This is a genomic window from Aequorivita vladivostokensis (assembly GCF_000952855.1).
Taxonomy (GTDB): Bacteria; Bacteroidota; Bacteroidia; order Flavobacteriales; family Flavobacteriaceae; genus Aequorivita; species Aequorivita vladivostokensis.
This window is the reverse complement of record NZ_JSVU01000002.1, coordinates 187,768-205,162: the sequence shown is the minus strand read 5'-3', so window position 1 is coordinate 205,162 and position 17,395 is coordinate 187,768. Positions and strand designations below refer to the sequence as shown.

Sequence of the window (17,395 nt, the reverse complement as noted above, 5' to 3'; positions counted from 1 at the left end):
TTAGGGTAAAATTATTTTGAAAAGAAATTCATAAATAATAATGGACTTAAATGAATTGATTGGGTTATAAAGTTTGTTTATCCTTCAGCCCATTCCTCTACATTTCGCGAAAAGCTACATTTCGGGTAAAGAGCTTCATTAAATAGGTCTTGGACACCGTCCCCAATTTCCGCTCTCCATTTCGCTAACCCGATCCGCTCCGCCGGAACGGAACACTCCATTGCAAGCCGAAATTGTGAACGGAGTCCGCCCGGTCGGAATTCGCATTTTTGCATTTGTTCCCACTTCCCTTGATTTTAGTATTTCACATACGTCCTTTAGAAACCCCCCGATCCGCCACTGTCCCTACCTTTTTTTGACAGCAAAATACCAACATTTGGAAGTTAAACAGACTGCATAACCGGTCGTGCCTCCCTTTTATAAGTCCTTATTAATTCCAAATATTGAAAATGTATCAGCAACAAAAAAAGGTAACAGCGACGGCTCTATGGGAAGTAAATCTAAAACGGAAATTATGGAATCTTACGAAATCAATAAAAGGGAAGCGGAAACAAAGTTAAAAAAACAAAAAAAGGAAAACGCTCTGGATATAATAAGTAAATCACTCCAAAAAAATACAAACGCAAACCGTCCGAAGGGTTCGGATGGAATTTTAATCTTAATTTTTTCAATCATGAGTACACTAAAAAACAAAGTACAGCTGATCGGGAACGTGGGCAATGCCCCCGAGACCAAGACCCTTGAGAGCGGCAAGAAAGTCGCGAACTTTTCACTTGCAACCAATGAGTTTTATAAAAATTCAGAGGGCGAGAAAGTGCAGAACACCCAATGGCACAATATTGTTGCCTGGGGCAAGATTGCCGAAATCGTTGAGAAATACGTGGGCAAGGGAAAGGAAGTTGCCATTGAGGGCAAATTGACCTCCCGTTCCTATGAGACCGAAAAAGGGGAGAAGCGATACGTTACCGAAGTGGTAGCCGATGAAATCCTGTTGCTCGGAACCAAGGACAACGGAAACGCTGAATAACAGCGGTAAAATGTAAGAGGGCGTTCCCTTCGAAAGTAGCGCCCTCTTATTTGATTATTAAACACTTTTAAATAAATGTATAATGAAAACACAAGTTAACGAAATAAAACAGGGATTGCAACATTTTTCTGGAACGGATATGTTCTATCAAATCCCACTGACACGCACCCGATTTACCAATGGAATTAAGTATCTGGTGGAAGCAGCTGAATGTTTTTGGTTGGTAACGGACACCTCGATAATAGCGAAGAGCCTAATGCAAAAAAGCTATTTCATAACCATTGACTTTAAGAGATTATCGGAGGAGGAACAGCAAAAAATGGGCTGCGAGGCAACCATCACTTATGGCGATGGAAATGGAACCGTTTTGGAAACCCATAAATATAGGGCAACGGATTTTCCATTGGATGAACTCCGGCTTTATTTTATCGACAATACCCTCTTGTTGCCAAGTGAATATTAAGATTTTAAAATGTAAGTTATGATTTATCTTAATTATTCAAACTTGAACGAAGAGACCCAAAACCAACTTCTTGAAAACTCCAAAAAGGAAATAGAGGAACGGTTTGGGGATGATATCCGAAGGTACGCCGATGAAAATCACATTGATTTTGAAAAGATGCTGGAAGAAGAAGCACAGCGGAATCTTTACAGCTATGATTTTGTATTTGTCATTTAAATCTTAAAAACAAAAAAAGCACAAGACCTTTGAATTTTCAAGGGTCTTTGTTTTTAAACTGATTCCATTTTTCTCAATAATTTCATTTCTTCTTTGGTAATACTTACAAAATTTCATTTTTAAAATCTTAAAAAAATCAAGTTTCATTTCAGTCAGTAAATAAGCCATTACATTCAGGTGTAATGGTATTTTTTTGGTCCAGCGAGCTGGACGAAAAGGAATAGCAAGAGGGTAACACGCTGGCGCGATGTTTCGGTTTTTGTTGTTTTGCAAACAATTAAAAATCAATTAATTCCTTTTCGAATATTTGGATTTTAGAATTGATTTTTTACTAAAAACACACGTCGGCGCAATAAATCAGGGAAATTTTTTACTAAAAAGGATGGATAAAGGGTTTGAAAAAGAACGGTTTGAGACCTTGAAAATCAAGGCTTCCGTGGCCGTGAAATTTAGACGGTTTTGCAAGAAAATGTCCAGATCCCAATCGATGGTCTTGCTTCTGATGCTCGATTTTTTTGAGGACAATGGGATTTCGCCCAATGAATCCATCGGGCCTAAAATGCAGACATTGGAAACTTTGATAAAGAAAAGGATCAATGGGGTCATTGCCATTATGAAGGACATAGAAAAGAACCAAACCAAGCCTACGGTCGCAATGATGAAATCGCTTTTTGAAGAATTGGAACCTACCAAGAAGCCACTCATTTTGGAAAAGGAGATTCCGATTAAAAAAAATGAAATACGATTCCAAGAGAAGAAACATACCAATAACGAACTATAAAACCATTATAAATGTATATCACGATAACAGCCCAGAAATTGGGTAAGACCTATGCACAAAGTGCTGCAGAATTTGTGGAGTATCTGGAGAAGGAAAACCAAGGCTTGGAACAGGATGGCCTGCCTGCCGGACAGGCAGGAATGGAACATTTTTTCAATCAGTATTCCGATAAAATCAACGCTGAAAGTGTCATCAAAGAGATTGATGCCAATACGGCAAAACTCAAAAAAGTGGAACCCAAATTTTATTCGATTACCGTAAATCCAAGTAAGTATGAGCTGAGAAAATTGCAGAATAGCAGTGAGGACTTGAAACGATATACCCGGGCCATAATGCAAGATTATGCCAGTTCCTTCAATCGTGAGATAAACGGGAAACCGATTACTGTTGATGATATAAAGTACTTCGCAAAGATAGAACACCAAAGAACCTTTAAGGGAACGGATAGGCAGGTGAGGGAGAACCAACCCTTTGCGACCAAAATACTTAAATTAAAAAAGGAGATTTGGAAGATAGAAAATGGCGAGCTCACTGGAAATATCAAACAATTAAAATCAGAAATAGCTAAACTTGAAGCCAGCGCCCCACACCAACAAAATGGGAAACGGATCGTACAGGGAATGCAGAAAGAGGGAAACCAAAGCCACATTCACCTCATAGTCAGTCGGAAGGATGCTTCCAATTCCGTCAGTCTTTCCCCAGGGAGCAAATACAAAGTTTCGGATGTAAATATGAATGGAAAGATGGTGAAGCGTGGCTTCGATAGGGATTCATTTTTTACCAAAGCTGAAAAAACTTTCGATTCCACTTTCGGTTATAAACGCAACTATGCGGAATCCTATCAATCGAAAAAAGATTTTATCAAAACCCCAAAGCTTTATTTTTCAGTTTTATTGGGGTTGCCAGCAAGCGAAAAAGCCATTGCCTTTAAGATTATTGGGAAATCGGGTGTGCCCATTGCAAGCCTTCCCACCAATAAGGTTCAAGTTGCATTGAAAACCATTCGATATTTAAAAAGAGGGGTTGAAGTGGCCATTAAATCGGGTTCAATAGGAATTTAGAGTTATGGGTACACAAAGTTTTACGGTAATAATAACATTGATTGTTGGAATGGGCATTTTTTTCTATGCGCTGTTTAAACTGACGCGATTTGCTTTTTTTATAAATGTCGTACTACTGATTAGTTCTTTTACAATATTGTTTTATTTTAAAACGAATTCAGACTTCATATTTTATCTACTTACCTTATTTTGTCCGCTACTTTTGATAAATACGGTATGCTATGTATTTCTTCACAAAAGCAATCAATCACGGAACCTGAATGATAAATACCAGGTTCATTTTAAGACAAAGGGAAGGCCGTTTAAAATCAACAATATCAAACGTGGAGCTTCCATCATAGGGTCTGCTGGAAGCGGGAAGACGGAAAGCGTGGTGTTCAACTTTCTGTCGCATTTTAGTTTTCACTCTTTTTGCGGTTTGATCCACGATTACAAGCATTTTGAAATTACCGAAATGGCATATCCGCTGTTTCAAAAAAAGGGGATAGAATTTCGGGTCATCTCTTTTGATGAGATTTTTGACCGAGTGAATCCAATTGCACCTCAATATATGCAGGATGAAGAAAGTGTGAATGAAGTGGCAAGGGTGCTTATCGAGAATCTATTGGAACAAAAAGAATCCGGAACTTCAGGAACGAGTAAATTCTTTAATGATGCAGCAGAAGGCCTTATTGGTGGCTTGATTTGGAAACTGCGGACATCCTATCCCCAATACTGCACATTACCACATCTGATTGCGATTTATCAACTATTGGACACAGATAGTCTAACCGCATTTTTAAGTTCAAATACAACGTCCAGAGCAATGGCAGACGCTTTCATCAGTGGCAAGGAATCTGACCGACAGACCGCAGGCGTTAAAAGCACGTTGGCCAATGCGCTCAAAAAGATAAGCACTAAGCGTATTTTTATGGTGCTTTCCGCTGATAATGTGCCGCTCAATATCAATAGCCAGGATAAACCCACTATCATATCAGTTGTAAATAATCCAAAATATGAAACGGCCTATTCATCAATTATCGCAACCATAATCCATACTATAACAAAACAAATGAGTGTTCGGAATTCAAAATCCTCATTCCTATTGATGGAGGAAGCGCCCACGATTCGATTGCTGAATATGCACCGAATCCCCGCAACGTTGCGGAGCTATGATATTGCGACCATTTACGTGATGCAGGACAAGATCCAGAATGATATGATGTATGGCGACAAGGCGAGCAAGGCAATCTTAAGCAATTTGTCCTATCAATTCTTTGGAAAGGTAAACGACCCGGACACCGCCAAATATTACGAGCGTTTCTTTGAAATAGTCAAAAAGGAAACCACAAGTGTGAACCGAGGACATAACCTGAATTTTGACACCCGAATCACTACAGGTGAACGAGAAGTGTCAAAGATTAGGGCAGATGTATTTTTTAGACTTAAACAGGGAGAGTTTATAACCTTTGCGGATGGAGAGGATAAAAAGGTGCAGTTTAAACTTTCCAAAATTGAAAGACGATTACCTGCCAAAACCCATAATTATACTGATGCGGATTTGGAAGAAAACTTTGAACGGGTTTATGATGAGGTTCGGTCGATTTTTAAATGAAATAAAGATCTGTGTTAACAATTGTCAATAATTTGGGCTTTAAAAGGGGGTTGTAAAAACTTATATTTGTTAGAATATAAATAATTATAAGTAATGCAAGAAACCACTTTTGATAAAATATCAAAATTCACAGGAATGAATTCAAAGCTATCGGAAATGACAAAATTAGCCAATCGGTTTATTATATCCGAAAATCTATGCCAAATGATTGATACACAGAACAAACTCAAAGCTCTTCTTCCGAAAATGGACATTCCCATCTACAATTTTCCAAAATTTAATTTTCCAGAGTTTAATCCATTTATGAATTCTAAATTACTCGAAAGTTTAAGGGAAATAGGGAGAATTGGGAAGCGATTAAGAAACAATCCTGAGCTACAATTTGGATTTATAACTGATTTGGAAATTCTAAATTTGAAATCTGCCGAGGAATTTAAAGAGAGTTTAGTTAGTGATTTGACTGATGAAGATATAAATGCCAAGGAAGAAATTTTGAATGAAAATCTGATTCCATATTTACAAGAACTTGGACTTGAAAATCTTTGGCTCGGCGCAAATTATGCTCTTGAAAGTAAATCAAATCCTGACAGATTAAGACATTGTCTAATTTCTTTGAGAACAATTTTAGAATATCTAATTGACAATGTTTTGGCACCAATGCAGAAATTGCAAGATTCTGAAATGTTTGAAAAGGAATTTCGTAAATTCAAAAATGGCAAGCAAAAACTAATCCACGTCAGAATAAATAGAGAACAAAAAATTGAGTTCTTTACATCACAATTTCAATTTGGTATGTTGGAGGACTTTACTAAAAATGAAATAAAATATATATGTGATTGCTATTCAATTTTATGTAATGTTCACCAACCAAATATTGGTATTACCGAAAATCAAGTAAGAAGCTTAAAAGTCAAAACAGGAATTACGATTTGGCTATTGGCATATTTGAATGACATTATAAATTGTGAAAGCATCACATACAATGGAGACAGTTCCAAGTAAGTTTTCTACAGCTTGAAAAAGAGTCATTATAAACAAGCTGATCAACCGGTTAATTACACGAATTAAAATTGAATATAATCAATGAGTTACAATCCCACTGATATATTTACATACGATGATCTGAAGAAAATCATCAAATCGAATGAAATTAATGCAGACGTTATTGTTAGGGGAGAAACTATAAAAAGTCTGGATGGTGTAGAAAAAGTAAACGGGTTTCTTGGATTTAGTGATGCAGGCATTGAAAGTCTTGGAAATTTAAAAGAGGTCAAAAATAATTTTTTCATCAGCTCATTTACCACATATTCTAACCTCAAATCATTGAATGAATTGGAATTTGTAGGCGGAGATATGATTTTACGCTATTCAAATATTCAAGATTTAGGTGCTTTAAAGAAAGTTGGTGGCAAAGTGAGTTTAAGAGATACCAAAATTGAAAACTTGGGCTATTTGGAATTTGTGGGCGGAGATTTGTACCTGCCAAAAAGGATTGAGAAAGAAGTTGACCTTTCGAAAGTAACAGTAAAAGGGAAAATCAAATTTTGGAATGACTGCAAAAAACGAGAGAAATTAGTTCCAAAAAGCGAAATGGGATTTTATAAGTATGAAAATCCAATACCACACTGGAATCATAAATATATTTATTCATACAGCGAGATAAGGGAAGCAAATCCCGAACAAGCAAAATTCTACAGAATCTACAAGCAGCATTTTCTTAACCATCAATATATTGATGTGAAAGGAAATGATAACTATACGTTTATCCTTTTTTATGATTTGCTGGAAAATCATAACTCGAACATCAAGGAGTTACAAAATCATTTAGACAATCTTGCAGCCTATTACCCTAAAACGAAATCCTATGGAAAGTCTGCTGTAATCAAACAATTGGAAAGCGCCAATGATTATGAGAAATCTTGGGAGTTAATTAATCAAAAGGAATATATCAGTATTGATACTATTCTTGAATATGAAGAAAAACTCAATCGTGAACTTCTCAATGGAGAACTTATCATTAAACTTGGGGGCTACAGTCATTTAACAGAATTCGGTCAAAGTAATATCAATGACATCAAACCATTTGCCGACAAGCAGATTGAAATGTATAAACAGGAGAAAGGAAGTAAATTTTTTGATTTATTTTTCCAAGATGGCGAACCCATTAAAATAGAAAGAACTGTTGACCTAAAAACAAAAAGGTCATTTTTAGGGTTTTTGCAAACACAAAAAACAAAGACAATTTCCGAGTACAAAGCTGAATATTACAAAGATTTCTTTTTGTCAAATGCCGAATATAAACACTATAAAGGAATTGATGATTTCCAGGCCCAAGCTGGCTATGTCAATTCAATTCCCCACGTTGTAGAAAAATCGATATTCAATCAATTCAGAATAATATTAAAACTTGCGGAAGACGCATTTCGTGAAGAAATTGGGATGCCAAAAGTTGGGGAAGGGTGGATTAGCGAAACAGAGCTTTTTTATAGAATTTCAGACTATTTTAAAGATGATGAAGTCATCCATCACGCTTCGCCAAAATGGCTTGGTCGTCAACATTTAGACATTTATCTTCCAAGTCTAAACGTTGCAATTGAATATCAAGGAGCTCAACATTATGAGCCTATTGAGTTTTTTGGTGGCCAAAAAGCCTTTGAAAGAAATGTAGAAAGAGATAAAAGGAAAAAGCAACTTTGTGAAAAACATAAATGCGTTTTAATTTATGCGGACAAAGGATATGATTTGGATGAAATTATTAAAACAATTGTAGGTATAAAGGATGGCGAAAAAGATTAAGATATAGACAAATTTTTTCTTTCTGCAAATAAAAACTTTCCAACAGCATAAAAACCTAATGATATACATAGAGAAACTAATAGTGGAACAGTTATTGTCTCTATTGGTCAAGTAAATAATGGAAAAAACTTGACATATAAGACAACATTTATTATCTTTGTGACAGAAAAATGAATATAACAACATCCATAAAAACAAAAGTTGCTCGTATAGATACTGGAGAAGTATTTACATACGATACTTTGTCTATTCCTCAAAGTGAATTTTCTGCTGCAGCTAAAGCTTTAAGCCGATTGGTTGCTAATGGAGTTATCAAGAGATATAAAAATGGGATGTACTATAAGCCCAAGCAAACAGTTTTTGGCGAACTAAAACCGAGAGAAGATGTATTGCTTAAAAATTACCTCTTTGAAAACGATAAACAGATTGCTTACATAACCGGAGTTCGATTATACAATCAACTTGGCTTGACCACACAAGTTCCTAACGTTGTGAGATTGGCAAGTAAGGATAAAGAGATAAAGACAAAAATTGGGAGCCTTATTATAAAACCGGCCAAGAGTTACGTTCCTGTTACAAGAAAGAATGTACCATTGTTGCAACTTTTGGACGTAATAAAGGATTTCAAGTACATTCCAGATATGGATCAAAAGATAGGGGTTGATTTTCTAAAGAAAAAGATTGATAACCTTTCGGATGAAGATAAAGAGAAGTTGACCAATTTTGCAAAAGCCTATCCGCCAAAGGTAAGGGCTTTGTTAGGCGCAATTCTTGAAGTTCTTTCATTTGACCAATTAAGCGAGTCACTTAAAGAAACCATTAATTATTTGAGCAGTTATGAATTTGGAATATCTCAAAATACATTGCCTACTATCTCAAACTGGAACATCGTCTAATGAAATTACACAACTATAAAGATGCCTTTGAGGGTGCTATCGTAGCAACCGCACAACATTTTGGAATTTCCGAAGTCTATATCGAAAAGGACTATTGGGTAACTTTTGCCCTAAAACAAATTTTTACGGATGCCAATTCCATAGATATTACTGTTTTTAAAGGCGGAACGTCTCTTTCCAAGTGTTTCGGTATTATCGACCGCTTTTCAGAAGATATTGATTTAGTGGTTATCAAGGAGGAAGATGAAACAGACAATTCGTTAAAACGAAAACTAAAAAAAGTAACCAATGTTGTAGGAACGGTTATGACCGTCATTCCCAACCACCCATTGGAAAACAAACGTGGGAAGATTAGAAAAGTGGTCTATGGTTATGACAAAGTAGGTGTTAAAGGAACATATGGACAAGTGAGGGATCAAATTGTATTAGAAGTTTCAAGTCTGGGGAATTCACATCCTTCTGAAAAGGTAGAAATACATTCAATGATTACACAATTTATTGCCACAACCAATAATCCAGACCTTATCAAAGAATACCAACTTGAACCTTTTAAGGTAAATGTAATCATTATCGAGCGTACTTTTTGCGAAAAGATAATAAGCCTGGTCAGATTTTCATATACCGAAAACCCTTTGGAGGATTTGGCTAATAAAGTCCGACATACCTATGATCTGCATCAATTGCTACAGGCAAAGAGAATTTCTGCATTTTTAAAATCAGATGATTTTGAAACGATGCTTATACAAGTTGGAAAAGATGATGACAAGGCGATACCTAATGACAAAGAATGGCTGTCCAAACACCCATCAGAATCGTTGTTTTTTAGTGAAACGGAGAAGGTTTGGGCAACTTTAAGCAAAACCTATTCAACTTCTTTCAAGGAATTGCTAATCGGCGAACTTCCTGATGAAAAGGATGTTTTGCAATCATTGATGAAGATTGGTTCAAGGTTAAAAGAAGTTAAATGGGACATCAATTAGACTATGGCAAATAAAAAAAGCAGCACTTTATTTCACAATTTCTTTTGCGCAATTTTTCCCAAAAATCAAATAATAAAGTAATCCACCTTCATAATAAGAAGACTAATAAAACAGTTGAAAACGCGCCAATTAAATCACAGGCGCAAGAAAGCTATTTTTATGGTGTCGACACAGCCTTTGAGGATTTTCTTTCCCACAGTGAATGCAAAGCTTCAGAGGCAATAAAAAATATTATATCTGAAGAAAAACTACCAGAACAAAAAACAAAAGCTAATTCCTTTCTACTTCATTTTGTGATGATGTATGCTTTTAGAACTAAAGCCAGTATTCACAATACTGAAGAAAGAATCAATTCGGCATTCAAGAAAGTTGCGAAATATGATAAAGAATTAAGTAAGATTGACTTATCGACAAACCGAATTGTACATCCCGAACCTGCCGCTTTTAACTTGGCATATAATATGGATAATTGGGTTGTCACAAGCGATTTAAGTTTGGTTTTGTTGAAAAACAGAACAGAAAAGGATTTCATCATATCAGATAATCCGTTCGTTCAATTTAATCCTATACATTTAGCTAAAAAGAGTTATCCCAATAATGGAGGGCTTTTAAGCAAGGGTCTAATCATATTTTTCCCAATTCATCCCAAATTTTGTTTGATGTTCTACGATTCTTGGGCATATGATACAATTAATATGAAGGCAAGGAAGGTAGAAATAGAAAGCATAGACGATATAAATTACATCAATCTTCTACAAGCCATTTCAGCAGATAAAATCCTCTATTTTGGTCAAATCGAACAATTAGAAAATATCAAAGCATTGTCAAAAGAGAGTATATTCCACAAAAAAGACACATACATAAATGAAACGATTAGGGATGCTTCAAAACCCAATAAAGTTCTATTGCTTTCATACTATTTAGAACATCTTTTTAATCCGGATTTTAGTTTTTTTAAACTTACGTCTAACGCTGAAAAAAAGAAACCCAATATTGGTATGGATGACTACCGAAATGAAGAAATAGTTGAATGGGTCAAAATGGATAAAAGCCATTTATGGAAATCAAAAAGAACTTAATTAACGTTAATTTATGAATGAAAAATTAAAAGAAACAGCCAATAAATTAATAGGGCATTTACACAATGTGAGTGAGAATGGTGCTAAAGATTATTTTCAATACGATTTTGATTGTTCGCTTTTTCAAGACTGGAATCTTACGGATATAAGACAGTCCGAAGAGCACAAAGAATTATTTGATATTCTTGGAACACTTATCGGTCCAGTTTTATATTGGTTTGAAATATTACCGCCTACTACAAATGAAGATGTAAGAAATGCCATTTCAGAATATAAACATTCCATTGAAGCCAAATCAGTTCCTGCTTTAAAATCAAAATATTCAAGGGATTCAAATATACTGTATGTTGGAAAAGTCAAGCGTAACTTTTGGGGAAGGGTAATACAGCATTTGGGTTATTATCAAGTAGTGCGTACTCAAGGTCTTCAATTGTATCATTGGGCAAGACCTCTAAATTTAAAGCTACGATTACACGCATATCAATTTGAACCAGAGATGGAAGATTTAGTTTCTGTTTTTGAACTTAAATTTGCACGTATCTTAAAACCTATTACTGGAAAACATTCTTAATTTGAAAATATGAGTATTATAAAAACTGTACAAAGATTAGAATTTGAAAATGTTTTTCCCGAAGAAAAACCAAATACTGTTTTAGAATATTTAAAACTGGTTTCAGCACCAACACTTTTAGGAATTATTGGGTTTAACAATATTGTTCCTGCACCTAATTTTGATAATTTTTTTAATAATCAAGATATACAATGGGATATCATCCAGAGAGTTAAGAAATATGGTAGAGAAAATAAACTTCCAGAACCACCGGAAGTAGTTTCCCGAGAAGCAAGCTTGAGATTGGCAGAAATCATTTTAGCCAATCGGAAAACATTGTTGGATGAGAACAAGAACAGTGACAAAGATTCCGATGAAATCAATATTTTCAAAGCGTTTCTTATTATCAATAAAGAAGTCAATATCAAACAGAATTTTGGCAATTCACAGGACAATGTCGATAAGATGGCGGATATGGCCATTACGATGGCATTTTCATCTGCGGACATTGGCCTTTATTCAAATACGGATTGGGAATTTGGAAAATTACTTTACACCACGATTGTCAAATTTGAATACTTGTTAGAATTTTTAGCATCACAGAAGGAATACCAATATTTGGAAGTAGCCTTGTGTAAAAACTTCAAAGAAGTAAACATTGCAGATTTAAAAAAGCAAGTCAAATTACTTCTTGCGACAGTATTTAAGATGAAATATGAGAAGGTTTATAAACTCGTTCCAGAAAAAGCCAAACACATTCGCTTTTTAAACACACTTGCGTCTGCAGAAATTGATGAATCTTCTGATTTTACGAACCTAAAGAACTATCCCATTTATAAAATTGACGAAAAAACATTTTCATTCATTGATTATTTTTTTGTGGTGGACAAGTTTTTTAAAAGTGTTCGATTTATTTTGAAAGATGCATACAATGCACATCACAACCTTCCACCGAAGGACGGTTCGTTCTTTAGCTTCTACAATACTAAATTTTCCGAGGAATTTTTAATGAAACGAGTACTTGATGATATTTTTCATTGGGATTATATGGTAAAACGACAAGAGGTAAATACAAAAGACAATGAGCCTGACTATTACTCACGTCACTCAAATACCATTTATCTTTTTGAAAATAAAGATGTTCTTGTAGCAGCTGGAATCAAAAGTTCATCGGACATTGATGATATTAAAAAGCTTTTAAAGAAAAAATTTCTTGACGATGGCGACCGCGCAGTTGGTATAGGGCAGCTCGTAAACTCAATTCAACAGATTGTGGAAAATGACTTTAAGTATGATGAATATGCAAATCAAATTGAAAATTTAATTATTTATCCTATTTTAATCGTCAGCGATAGAATATTTGAAATTCTTGGGATGAATTATACACTTAACAAGTGGCATTTGGAACTTGTTAAAGAAAAATTAGGCAACAAATACAATCCTGATTTCATTAAGAATTTAACCTTTATTGATATAGATACTCTCATTTTTTGGCAGCCACATTTAAGGGAGAAAGATTTTCACTTGAAGGATATAGTTGATGACCACCATAGAAAAATGAACAAGGTTGCTAAAATCAATAGCCCTAACTTGCAAGAAGCAATGAAACAGGCCAATGAATCATTTTACAATAGATTATCGCCAATTGGGAATCGATTTCAGGAATATAAATTTCCCACAGCCTTACTTGTTGATAAATTTAGGGATGTGCTTCCTGAATAATCTACGTTTCAACCGATGGTAAATTCATAAATCTTCAGAATTGAGAATTACTATGCTTTTGCCAAACCTTTCCTTCAACTGTTTTTCTGTAATCTTCTCTGGAAATGCCATAGACAATAAATGTTTTGGTCTTGACATAGCAACATAAATAATTCGTTTTTTTTCAGAAATAAAACCTTCCTTTTCTGGTTCAATATCTCTGAAGTTTATGTTTTGAATATGGTTGTTTTCATCGAAAAATATAAGTATCGCATCAAGTGTTTTTCCCTTGACTTGGTGCACAGTAGTTAAAGTACTCGTTTTATCAATGTCAACACGATTAAAGTGGTCAGAAACGGGTTCATCGAGCGTGGATTTATCTAAATATTTTGAAGCTCTTTTCAAACCGAAATCTATATCATAATCTAAACCCAAGGCATCTTTCACATATTTAGGACATTTGGTTGACCAATCTCTGACAGAATACGAGAGATTAGGCAACTTCCGAATAAATTTTATGAGTCTCGCATTAAAATTATAGTTCGTTTTGAGGTCTGCTCGTAAGTGGGCTCTTTCGGAATATGAGAGTTCTGGATTCTCTAAATCGATGACTATGTGACGAGCAATATTAATTGCGTCTCTTAAATTTTTATCTTCATATTCGATTTTTGCCGTAATCAGATTATAAGCCAAATCATTATGCCAAGGTTTTTGTAGGGCATCTCTACCAAGCATTTTGTTTCTTACTGTATTTCCCCTAACAACAACTTTTTTATCCATAAAACCTTTCCAATTGCAATGAGATTCAAAATGGTTGATGACACTGCTTTTGCCTTCTGTTTTGTAACGATAAATTAGGATTGGCTCGTTTAAGTTTTCCTTGCAAGCACTTTTAATCGTTCTCTCTGTTAAAGGTCTCAATAGTGAAAAACAATCAATAATATGCTGTGAAGACCTTCTGTTATTGGTAAGATTCAAACCCTCATAATCTTGATGATTGAATTTATCTATAAATAATTGAGGGTTCGCATCCCTGAATTCATAAAGGCTTTGATAGGGGTCGCCGATAAATTCTATATTCTTTAAGCCTTGTTCGTTTAACACTTCAAATATTTGATGTTGCAATAAAGAATTATCCTGTGCTTCATCAATAATAATGTGCGGGAAACGTTTTACAAGCCATTCGGCAATAGTTGGATTTTTTCTTAAAAGTGTGTACGCAATAAATGCTGAATCATTAGTCGTAATAAGACCTTTTTCAAATTGCCATTTTTTAATATAGGTACAATAGTCTTTAAAAACGTTTAAGTCCACTTTTTCTGCTGAAGGAGCGTTTCCGTTAACTGAATAACTTCCATTAGGTTCAAGTCTTATTTGAGAAGGTGGATACAAAAAATACACGCTACGATTGTCCCTTGCCTTAAAAGTATTCATCTTTTGAGTAATACCATCAACTAACTTTCCGCTTTTGTTCTTATATTTTATTTTCCAAAAGGAATCTAATCGTGAATTGTTCTCTAAAATTTGGGGTCTTGCAAAATTTCTCTCTAAAAGATAATAGTATGGAAGTGTTATATATAAATTGATAAAGCTGTCAATAGTACTCACCAAATGGGGATATTGAAGTGATTGATTACATAAATTTGTATATGTTTTATTGATTTCATCCTTTGCCGCATTGGTAAATGACAAACAAGCAATACCAGAGTATTTGCCATACAAGTCCCTGTATTCTGATTCAAGGTTTATTATTTTTTGGGCAATTGCAGTAGTCTTGCCACCACCAGGACAAGCATTCAACACCACCTTTCCACGCACATCAAAATATGCTTGTAATTCTGGATTAATATCTAATTTCATAAACCTTGCTTTAAATGTTCAAGGCTATCCAAAATGTACTTGGGAATCACAAATGATTTGCGTGCACGTTTTAAGTTCTTAAGTAAATACAATGAGAAATTTTGAGAGAAAGTTCCTTTGGAAGGAAAGGATTTCCAGAGAAGAATAGCTATTTTTCTTCTTTGGTCTTCTGTAAGGTCATCTGTAGTAATGGTCACAAGATAGTCTGATATTGCAACTACTTTTTCTGGCCTTATTTTCTTAATATATTTAAACAGGAAATTTTTTTCAATTTCGCTTTTTGCTTTAGGAACATTCGCTAATGCCAGCTCATATTCCAATGTTTTTTCAGCAGGGAAAATTTTAATGGTGGTTTTGCCATTTATTGATGATACGATATTGGGTATTCTTGATGAGGATGCAGCACCTTGAATTGATGCGTCTAATTCATCCAGTTTTGCATATTTATCAGCAATTAATTTATTGAATGAAAATTCCTTTCTTTTTGAGTTTGGAAACTTGTCATTATCTGTTAATATTGAAACTGGTTTGTCTATGGATTTTTTTGATTGCTTAGAATTAAATAGGTGTATAAACGGATAGAAGCTGGTGCCACCAATATTTACAAGTTCAATTCGGTAATCTTCCAAACGATATTTTTCCACGGCCGTAAAGGCCGATATCAATAATTCTTCTGAAATCCCTTCAACAAAAAGTATAGCTTTTGCAAATAGCAGTTGTGATTTAGTCACATCAATGTACCTTTCTAACTGCTTTTGTCTGTTTTTGAAGTCAGCAGTTGTAAGTTTTTTATTCTTTAGGGTATCTTCAACAATGTTTTCTTTTTCCCTATCTTCAAACTGTTCGCTTAAACTGAAAGATTGGCTATCCAATAGAATTAGGTTTTTTAAAGGTACTTTCGAGGTCAATGTCGGAGAATGCGATGTTATAAATAATTGACTATTTTTTGAAGTACTTGAATCTCTCAAGAAACCGTAAAGGCTTAATTGAAGTTGAGGATGTAGATGAGCTTCCGGTTCTTCAATAAGCAATGCAAAATGAGGAATTTTATTGTCCTTAATCTGTTCTTTTATATCCCCAAGTACTGTAGCGATATATATAAGGTTGTTTTGTCCTAAACTATTTTGCCAAAGGGAAAATCCGTCCCCAGATAGAGATACTCTGTTATGGGGTAAAAACGGTTTAATAGCATTTACAATATATTCTGTTTTAGATTGTTCGATTTGCAGACCAATTTGGTTGTCCTTAAATCTTTGGTAGATACCTGAAAGATTTTCATTTACCCCAGTTCTGGTATCTGAAACTTCCGACTGTTGCAATAGTTCATCATTGGCTCGTGTCATAATATCTTCAATAGTAGCTTCAGATTCATTTTGTTCAATACGCCTCTTAATAACTCTTCCTAAAACATTCCCTCGACTACTTAACAAATCGCGTGTACTATCTCTTAAGCCGCTTAAATAATAATGCTGAAAAATTTCGAAAGTATTAAAATCTGCTTTTTGTCCTTCTGAATTACCTGTGTAGTATGATGATATAGGATATTTACCACCTTTATTTTCATATGTTAACGTTACTTTAGCATATTCATTAGTATCATCTTCAGGGTCAATGACCATATATTCATAGAGCGCACCTTTTTGTGAAGCAGAAAGACCTCTGAATTCAAAGGATATTGTGATTAAATTTTCTTTGGAAATTGAAATATTCCCTTTGGGGTCTTTAATGATGGTTTCGTGAAAATCACTAAATCCAACAGAGATATCCCGCAACGGCTCACCCATATTATAAAGTAACCTTATGGCATCAATAACGGTCGATTTATTGCTTCCATTCTCACCAATGAGAATATTGATGCTTTTATTAAAATTTAAAGACATTTCCTTTATACCACGGAAATTTTTAATATTTAGAAATGATAGATACATATAAGCCTAACTAATGTGTTGAGCTTATAAAATTAAGAAGTTTACTCTTTGCCGTAGTGCTTATTTATTGGAAGTTATAAACGATTTGTAGAACAACATCTTAAAACGGCCCCTTCTCCCGCAATCCCTTCTCCGCAACTTTCCATCGTCCATTTTCTTTTATTAACTTAAAAGTCTCAGGTTTCTCCTCAAACGAAGTAGAAAACTGAATCCAAGCAATATCTCCATCCACTTTTTCTTGCAAAACCTTAAAATTAGATTTTCCAGAAGTGTTGGCGGTCATTATATCTTGAATGCTCATAAATGATTGATAGCTCTCAACAGTAGTGTATTCGCTCAGTTTTTGATTGTCCTTGTTATAGAAACTTTCAACAACAACTTTGGCAGTTTCAGAAGGGGATAGGGATTTTTGGGAACAGGCGACACCAACAAAAAGTAAGAGTATTAGGGCTAGATCTTTCAT

At 34.7% G+C, this 17,395-nt stretch carries 16 protein-coding genes; 13 read left to right on the top strand and 3 right to left on the bottom strand.

The features are described from left to right. The first annotated feature begins 673 nt into the window (after positions 1-673). The 13 genes from MB09_RS03645 (at position 674) to MB09_RS03580 (ending at position 13,165) form a co-directional block, all read left to right on the top strand. Positions 674-1,027, top strand: coding sequence for a single-stranded DNA-binding protein (locus MB09_RS03645; protein ID WP_045079772.1), 354 nt, complete (start codon positions 674-676; stop codon positions 1,025-1,027). A gap of 82 nt (positions 1,028-1,109) precedes the next feature. Further along, the gene (locus tag MB09_RS03640; RefSeq protein ID WP_045079523.1) at positions 1,110-1,490 is read left to right on the top strand and encodes a DUF6876 family protein; all 381 of its coding nucleotides are present in this window, start codon (positions 1,110-1,112) and stop codon (positions 1,488-1,490) included. Between the two features lie 18 nt (positions 1,491-1,508). Continuing rightward, positions 1,509-1,706 carry a hypothetical protein gene (locus MB09_RS03635; RefSeq protein WP_045079522.1) on the top strand — a complete coding sequence of 66 codons (198 nt, stop codon included), beginning with the start codon at positions 1,509-1,511 and terminating at the stop codon, positions 1,704-1,706. Between the two features lie 382 nt (positions 1,707-2,088). Continuing rightward, positions 2,089-2,487, top strand: a complete 399-nt coding sequence (locus MB09_RS03625) for a BfmA/BtgA family mobilization protein (protein WP_205618086.1) — start codon at positions 2,089-2,091, stop codon at positions 2,485-2,487. Between the two features lie 11 nt (positions 2,488-2,498). Further along, on the top strand, positions 2,499-3,548 hold the full coding sequence (mobB, locus tag MB09_RS03620; RefSeq protein WP_045079520.1) for a MobB family relaxase: 1,050 nt from the start codon (positions 2,499-2,501) through the stop codon (positions 3,546-3,548). A gap of 4 nt (positions 3,549-3,552) precedes the next feature. Further along, complete coding sequence (locus MB09_RS03615; protein WP_045079519.1) at positions 3,553-5,142, top strand: type IV secretory system conjugative DNA transfer family protein; 1,590 nt, start codon at positions 3,553-3,555, stop codon at positions 5,140-5,142. 93 nt (positions 5,143-5,235) lie between these two features. Beyond that, positions 5,236-6,144 (top strand): pPIWI-associating nuclease domain-containing protein, encoded by a 909-nt coding sequence (locus tag MB09_RS03610; RefSeq protein ID WP_165586668.1) that lies wholly within the window; start codon positions 5,236-5,238, stop codon positions 6,142-6,144. Between the two features lie 81 nt (positions 6,145-6,225). Then, the gene (locus MB09_RS03605) at positions 6,226-7,938 is read left to right on the top strand and encodes a hypothetical protein (RefSeq protein WP_045079518.1); all 1,713 of its coding nucleotides are present in this window, start codon (positions 6,226-6,228) and stop codon (positions 7,936-7,938) included. A gap of 170 nt (positions 7,939-8,108) precedes the next feature. Continuing rightward, complete coding sequence (locus tag MB09_RS03600; RefSeq protein WP_045079517.1) at positions 8,109-8,834, top strand: DUF6088 family protein; 726 nt, start codon at positions 8,109-8,111, stop codon at positions 8,832-8,834. After that, complete coding sequence (locus MB09_RS03595; RefSeq protein WP_045079516.1) at positions 8,834-9,814, top strand: nucleotidyl transferase AbiEii/AbiGii toxin family protein; 981 nt, start codon at positions 8,834-8,836, stop codon at positions 9,812-9,814. Before MB09_RS03600 ends, MB09_RS03595 begins: the two co-directional genes overlap by 1 nt. Positions 9,815-9,843: 29 nt before the next feature. Beyond that, a complete protein-coding gene (locus MB09_RS03590; protein WP_084709023.1) occupies positions 9,844-10,893 on the top strand; it encodes a DUF4238 domain-containing protein in 1,050 nt (349 codons plus the stop codon). 13 nt (positions 10,894-10,906) lie between these two features. Continuing rightward, positions 10,907-11,464, top strand: coding sequence for a hypothetical protein (locus MB09_RS03585; protein ID WP_045079514.1), 558 nt, complete (start codon positions 10,907-10,909; stop codon positions 11,462-11,464). Between the two features lie 9 nt (positions 11,465-11,473). Then, positions 11,474-13,165 (top strand): hypothetical protein, encoded by a 1,692-nt coding sequence (locus MB09_RS03580; protein WP_045079513.1) that lies wholly within the window; start codon positions 11,474-11,476, stop codon positions 13,163-13,165. A 24-nt stretch (positions 13,166-13,189) separates the two neighbouring features. On the opposite strand, the gene MB09_RS15685 is transcribed toward MB09_RS03580, so the two are convergent. From MB09_RS15685 to MB09_RS03565, 3 genes are all read right to left on the bottom strand, one after another. After that, entirely contained in the window at positions 13,190-15,004 is a 1,815-nt protein-coding gene (locus MB09_RS15685) for an ATP-dependent helicase (RefSeq protein ID WP_084709022.1), read from the bottom strand. Next, positions 15,001-16,932: an ATP-dependent nuclease gene (locus MB09_RS03570; RefSeq protein WP_045079512.1), complete on the bottom strand. Its 1,932-nt coding sequence runs from the start codon at positions 16,930-16,932 to the stop codon at positions 15,001-15,003. The genes MB09_RS15685 and MB09_RS03570 overlap by 4 nt, the downstream gene beginning before the upstream one ends. A 100-nt stretch (positions 16,933-17,032) precedes the next feature. Beyond that, positions 17,033-17,395 carry a nuclear transport factor 2 family protein gene (locus MB09_RS03565; protein ID WP_045079511.1) on the bottom strand — a complete coding sequence of 121 codons (363 nt, stop codon included), beginning with the start codon at positions 17,393-17,395 and terminating at the stop codon, positions 17,033-17,035.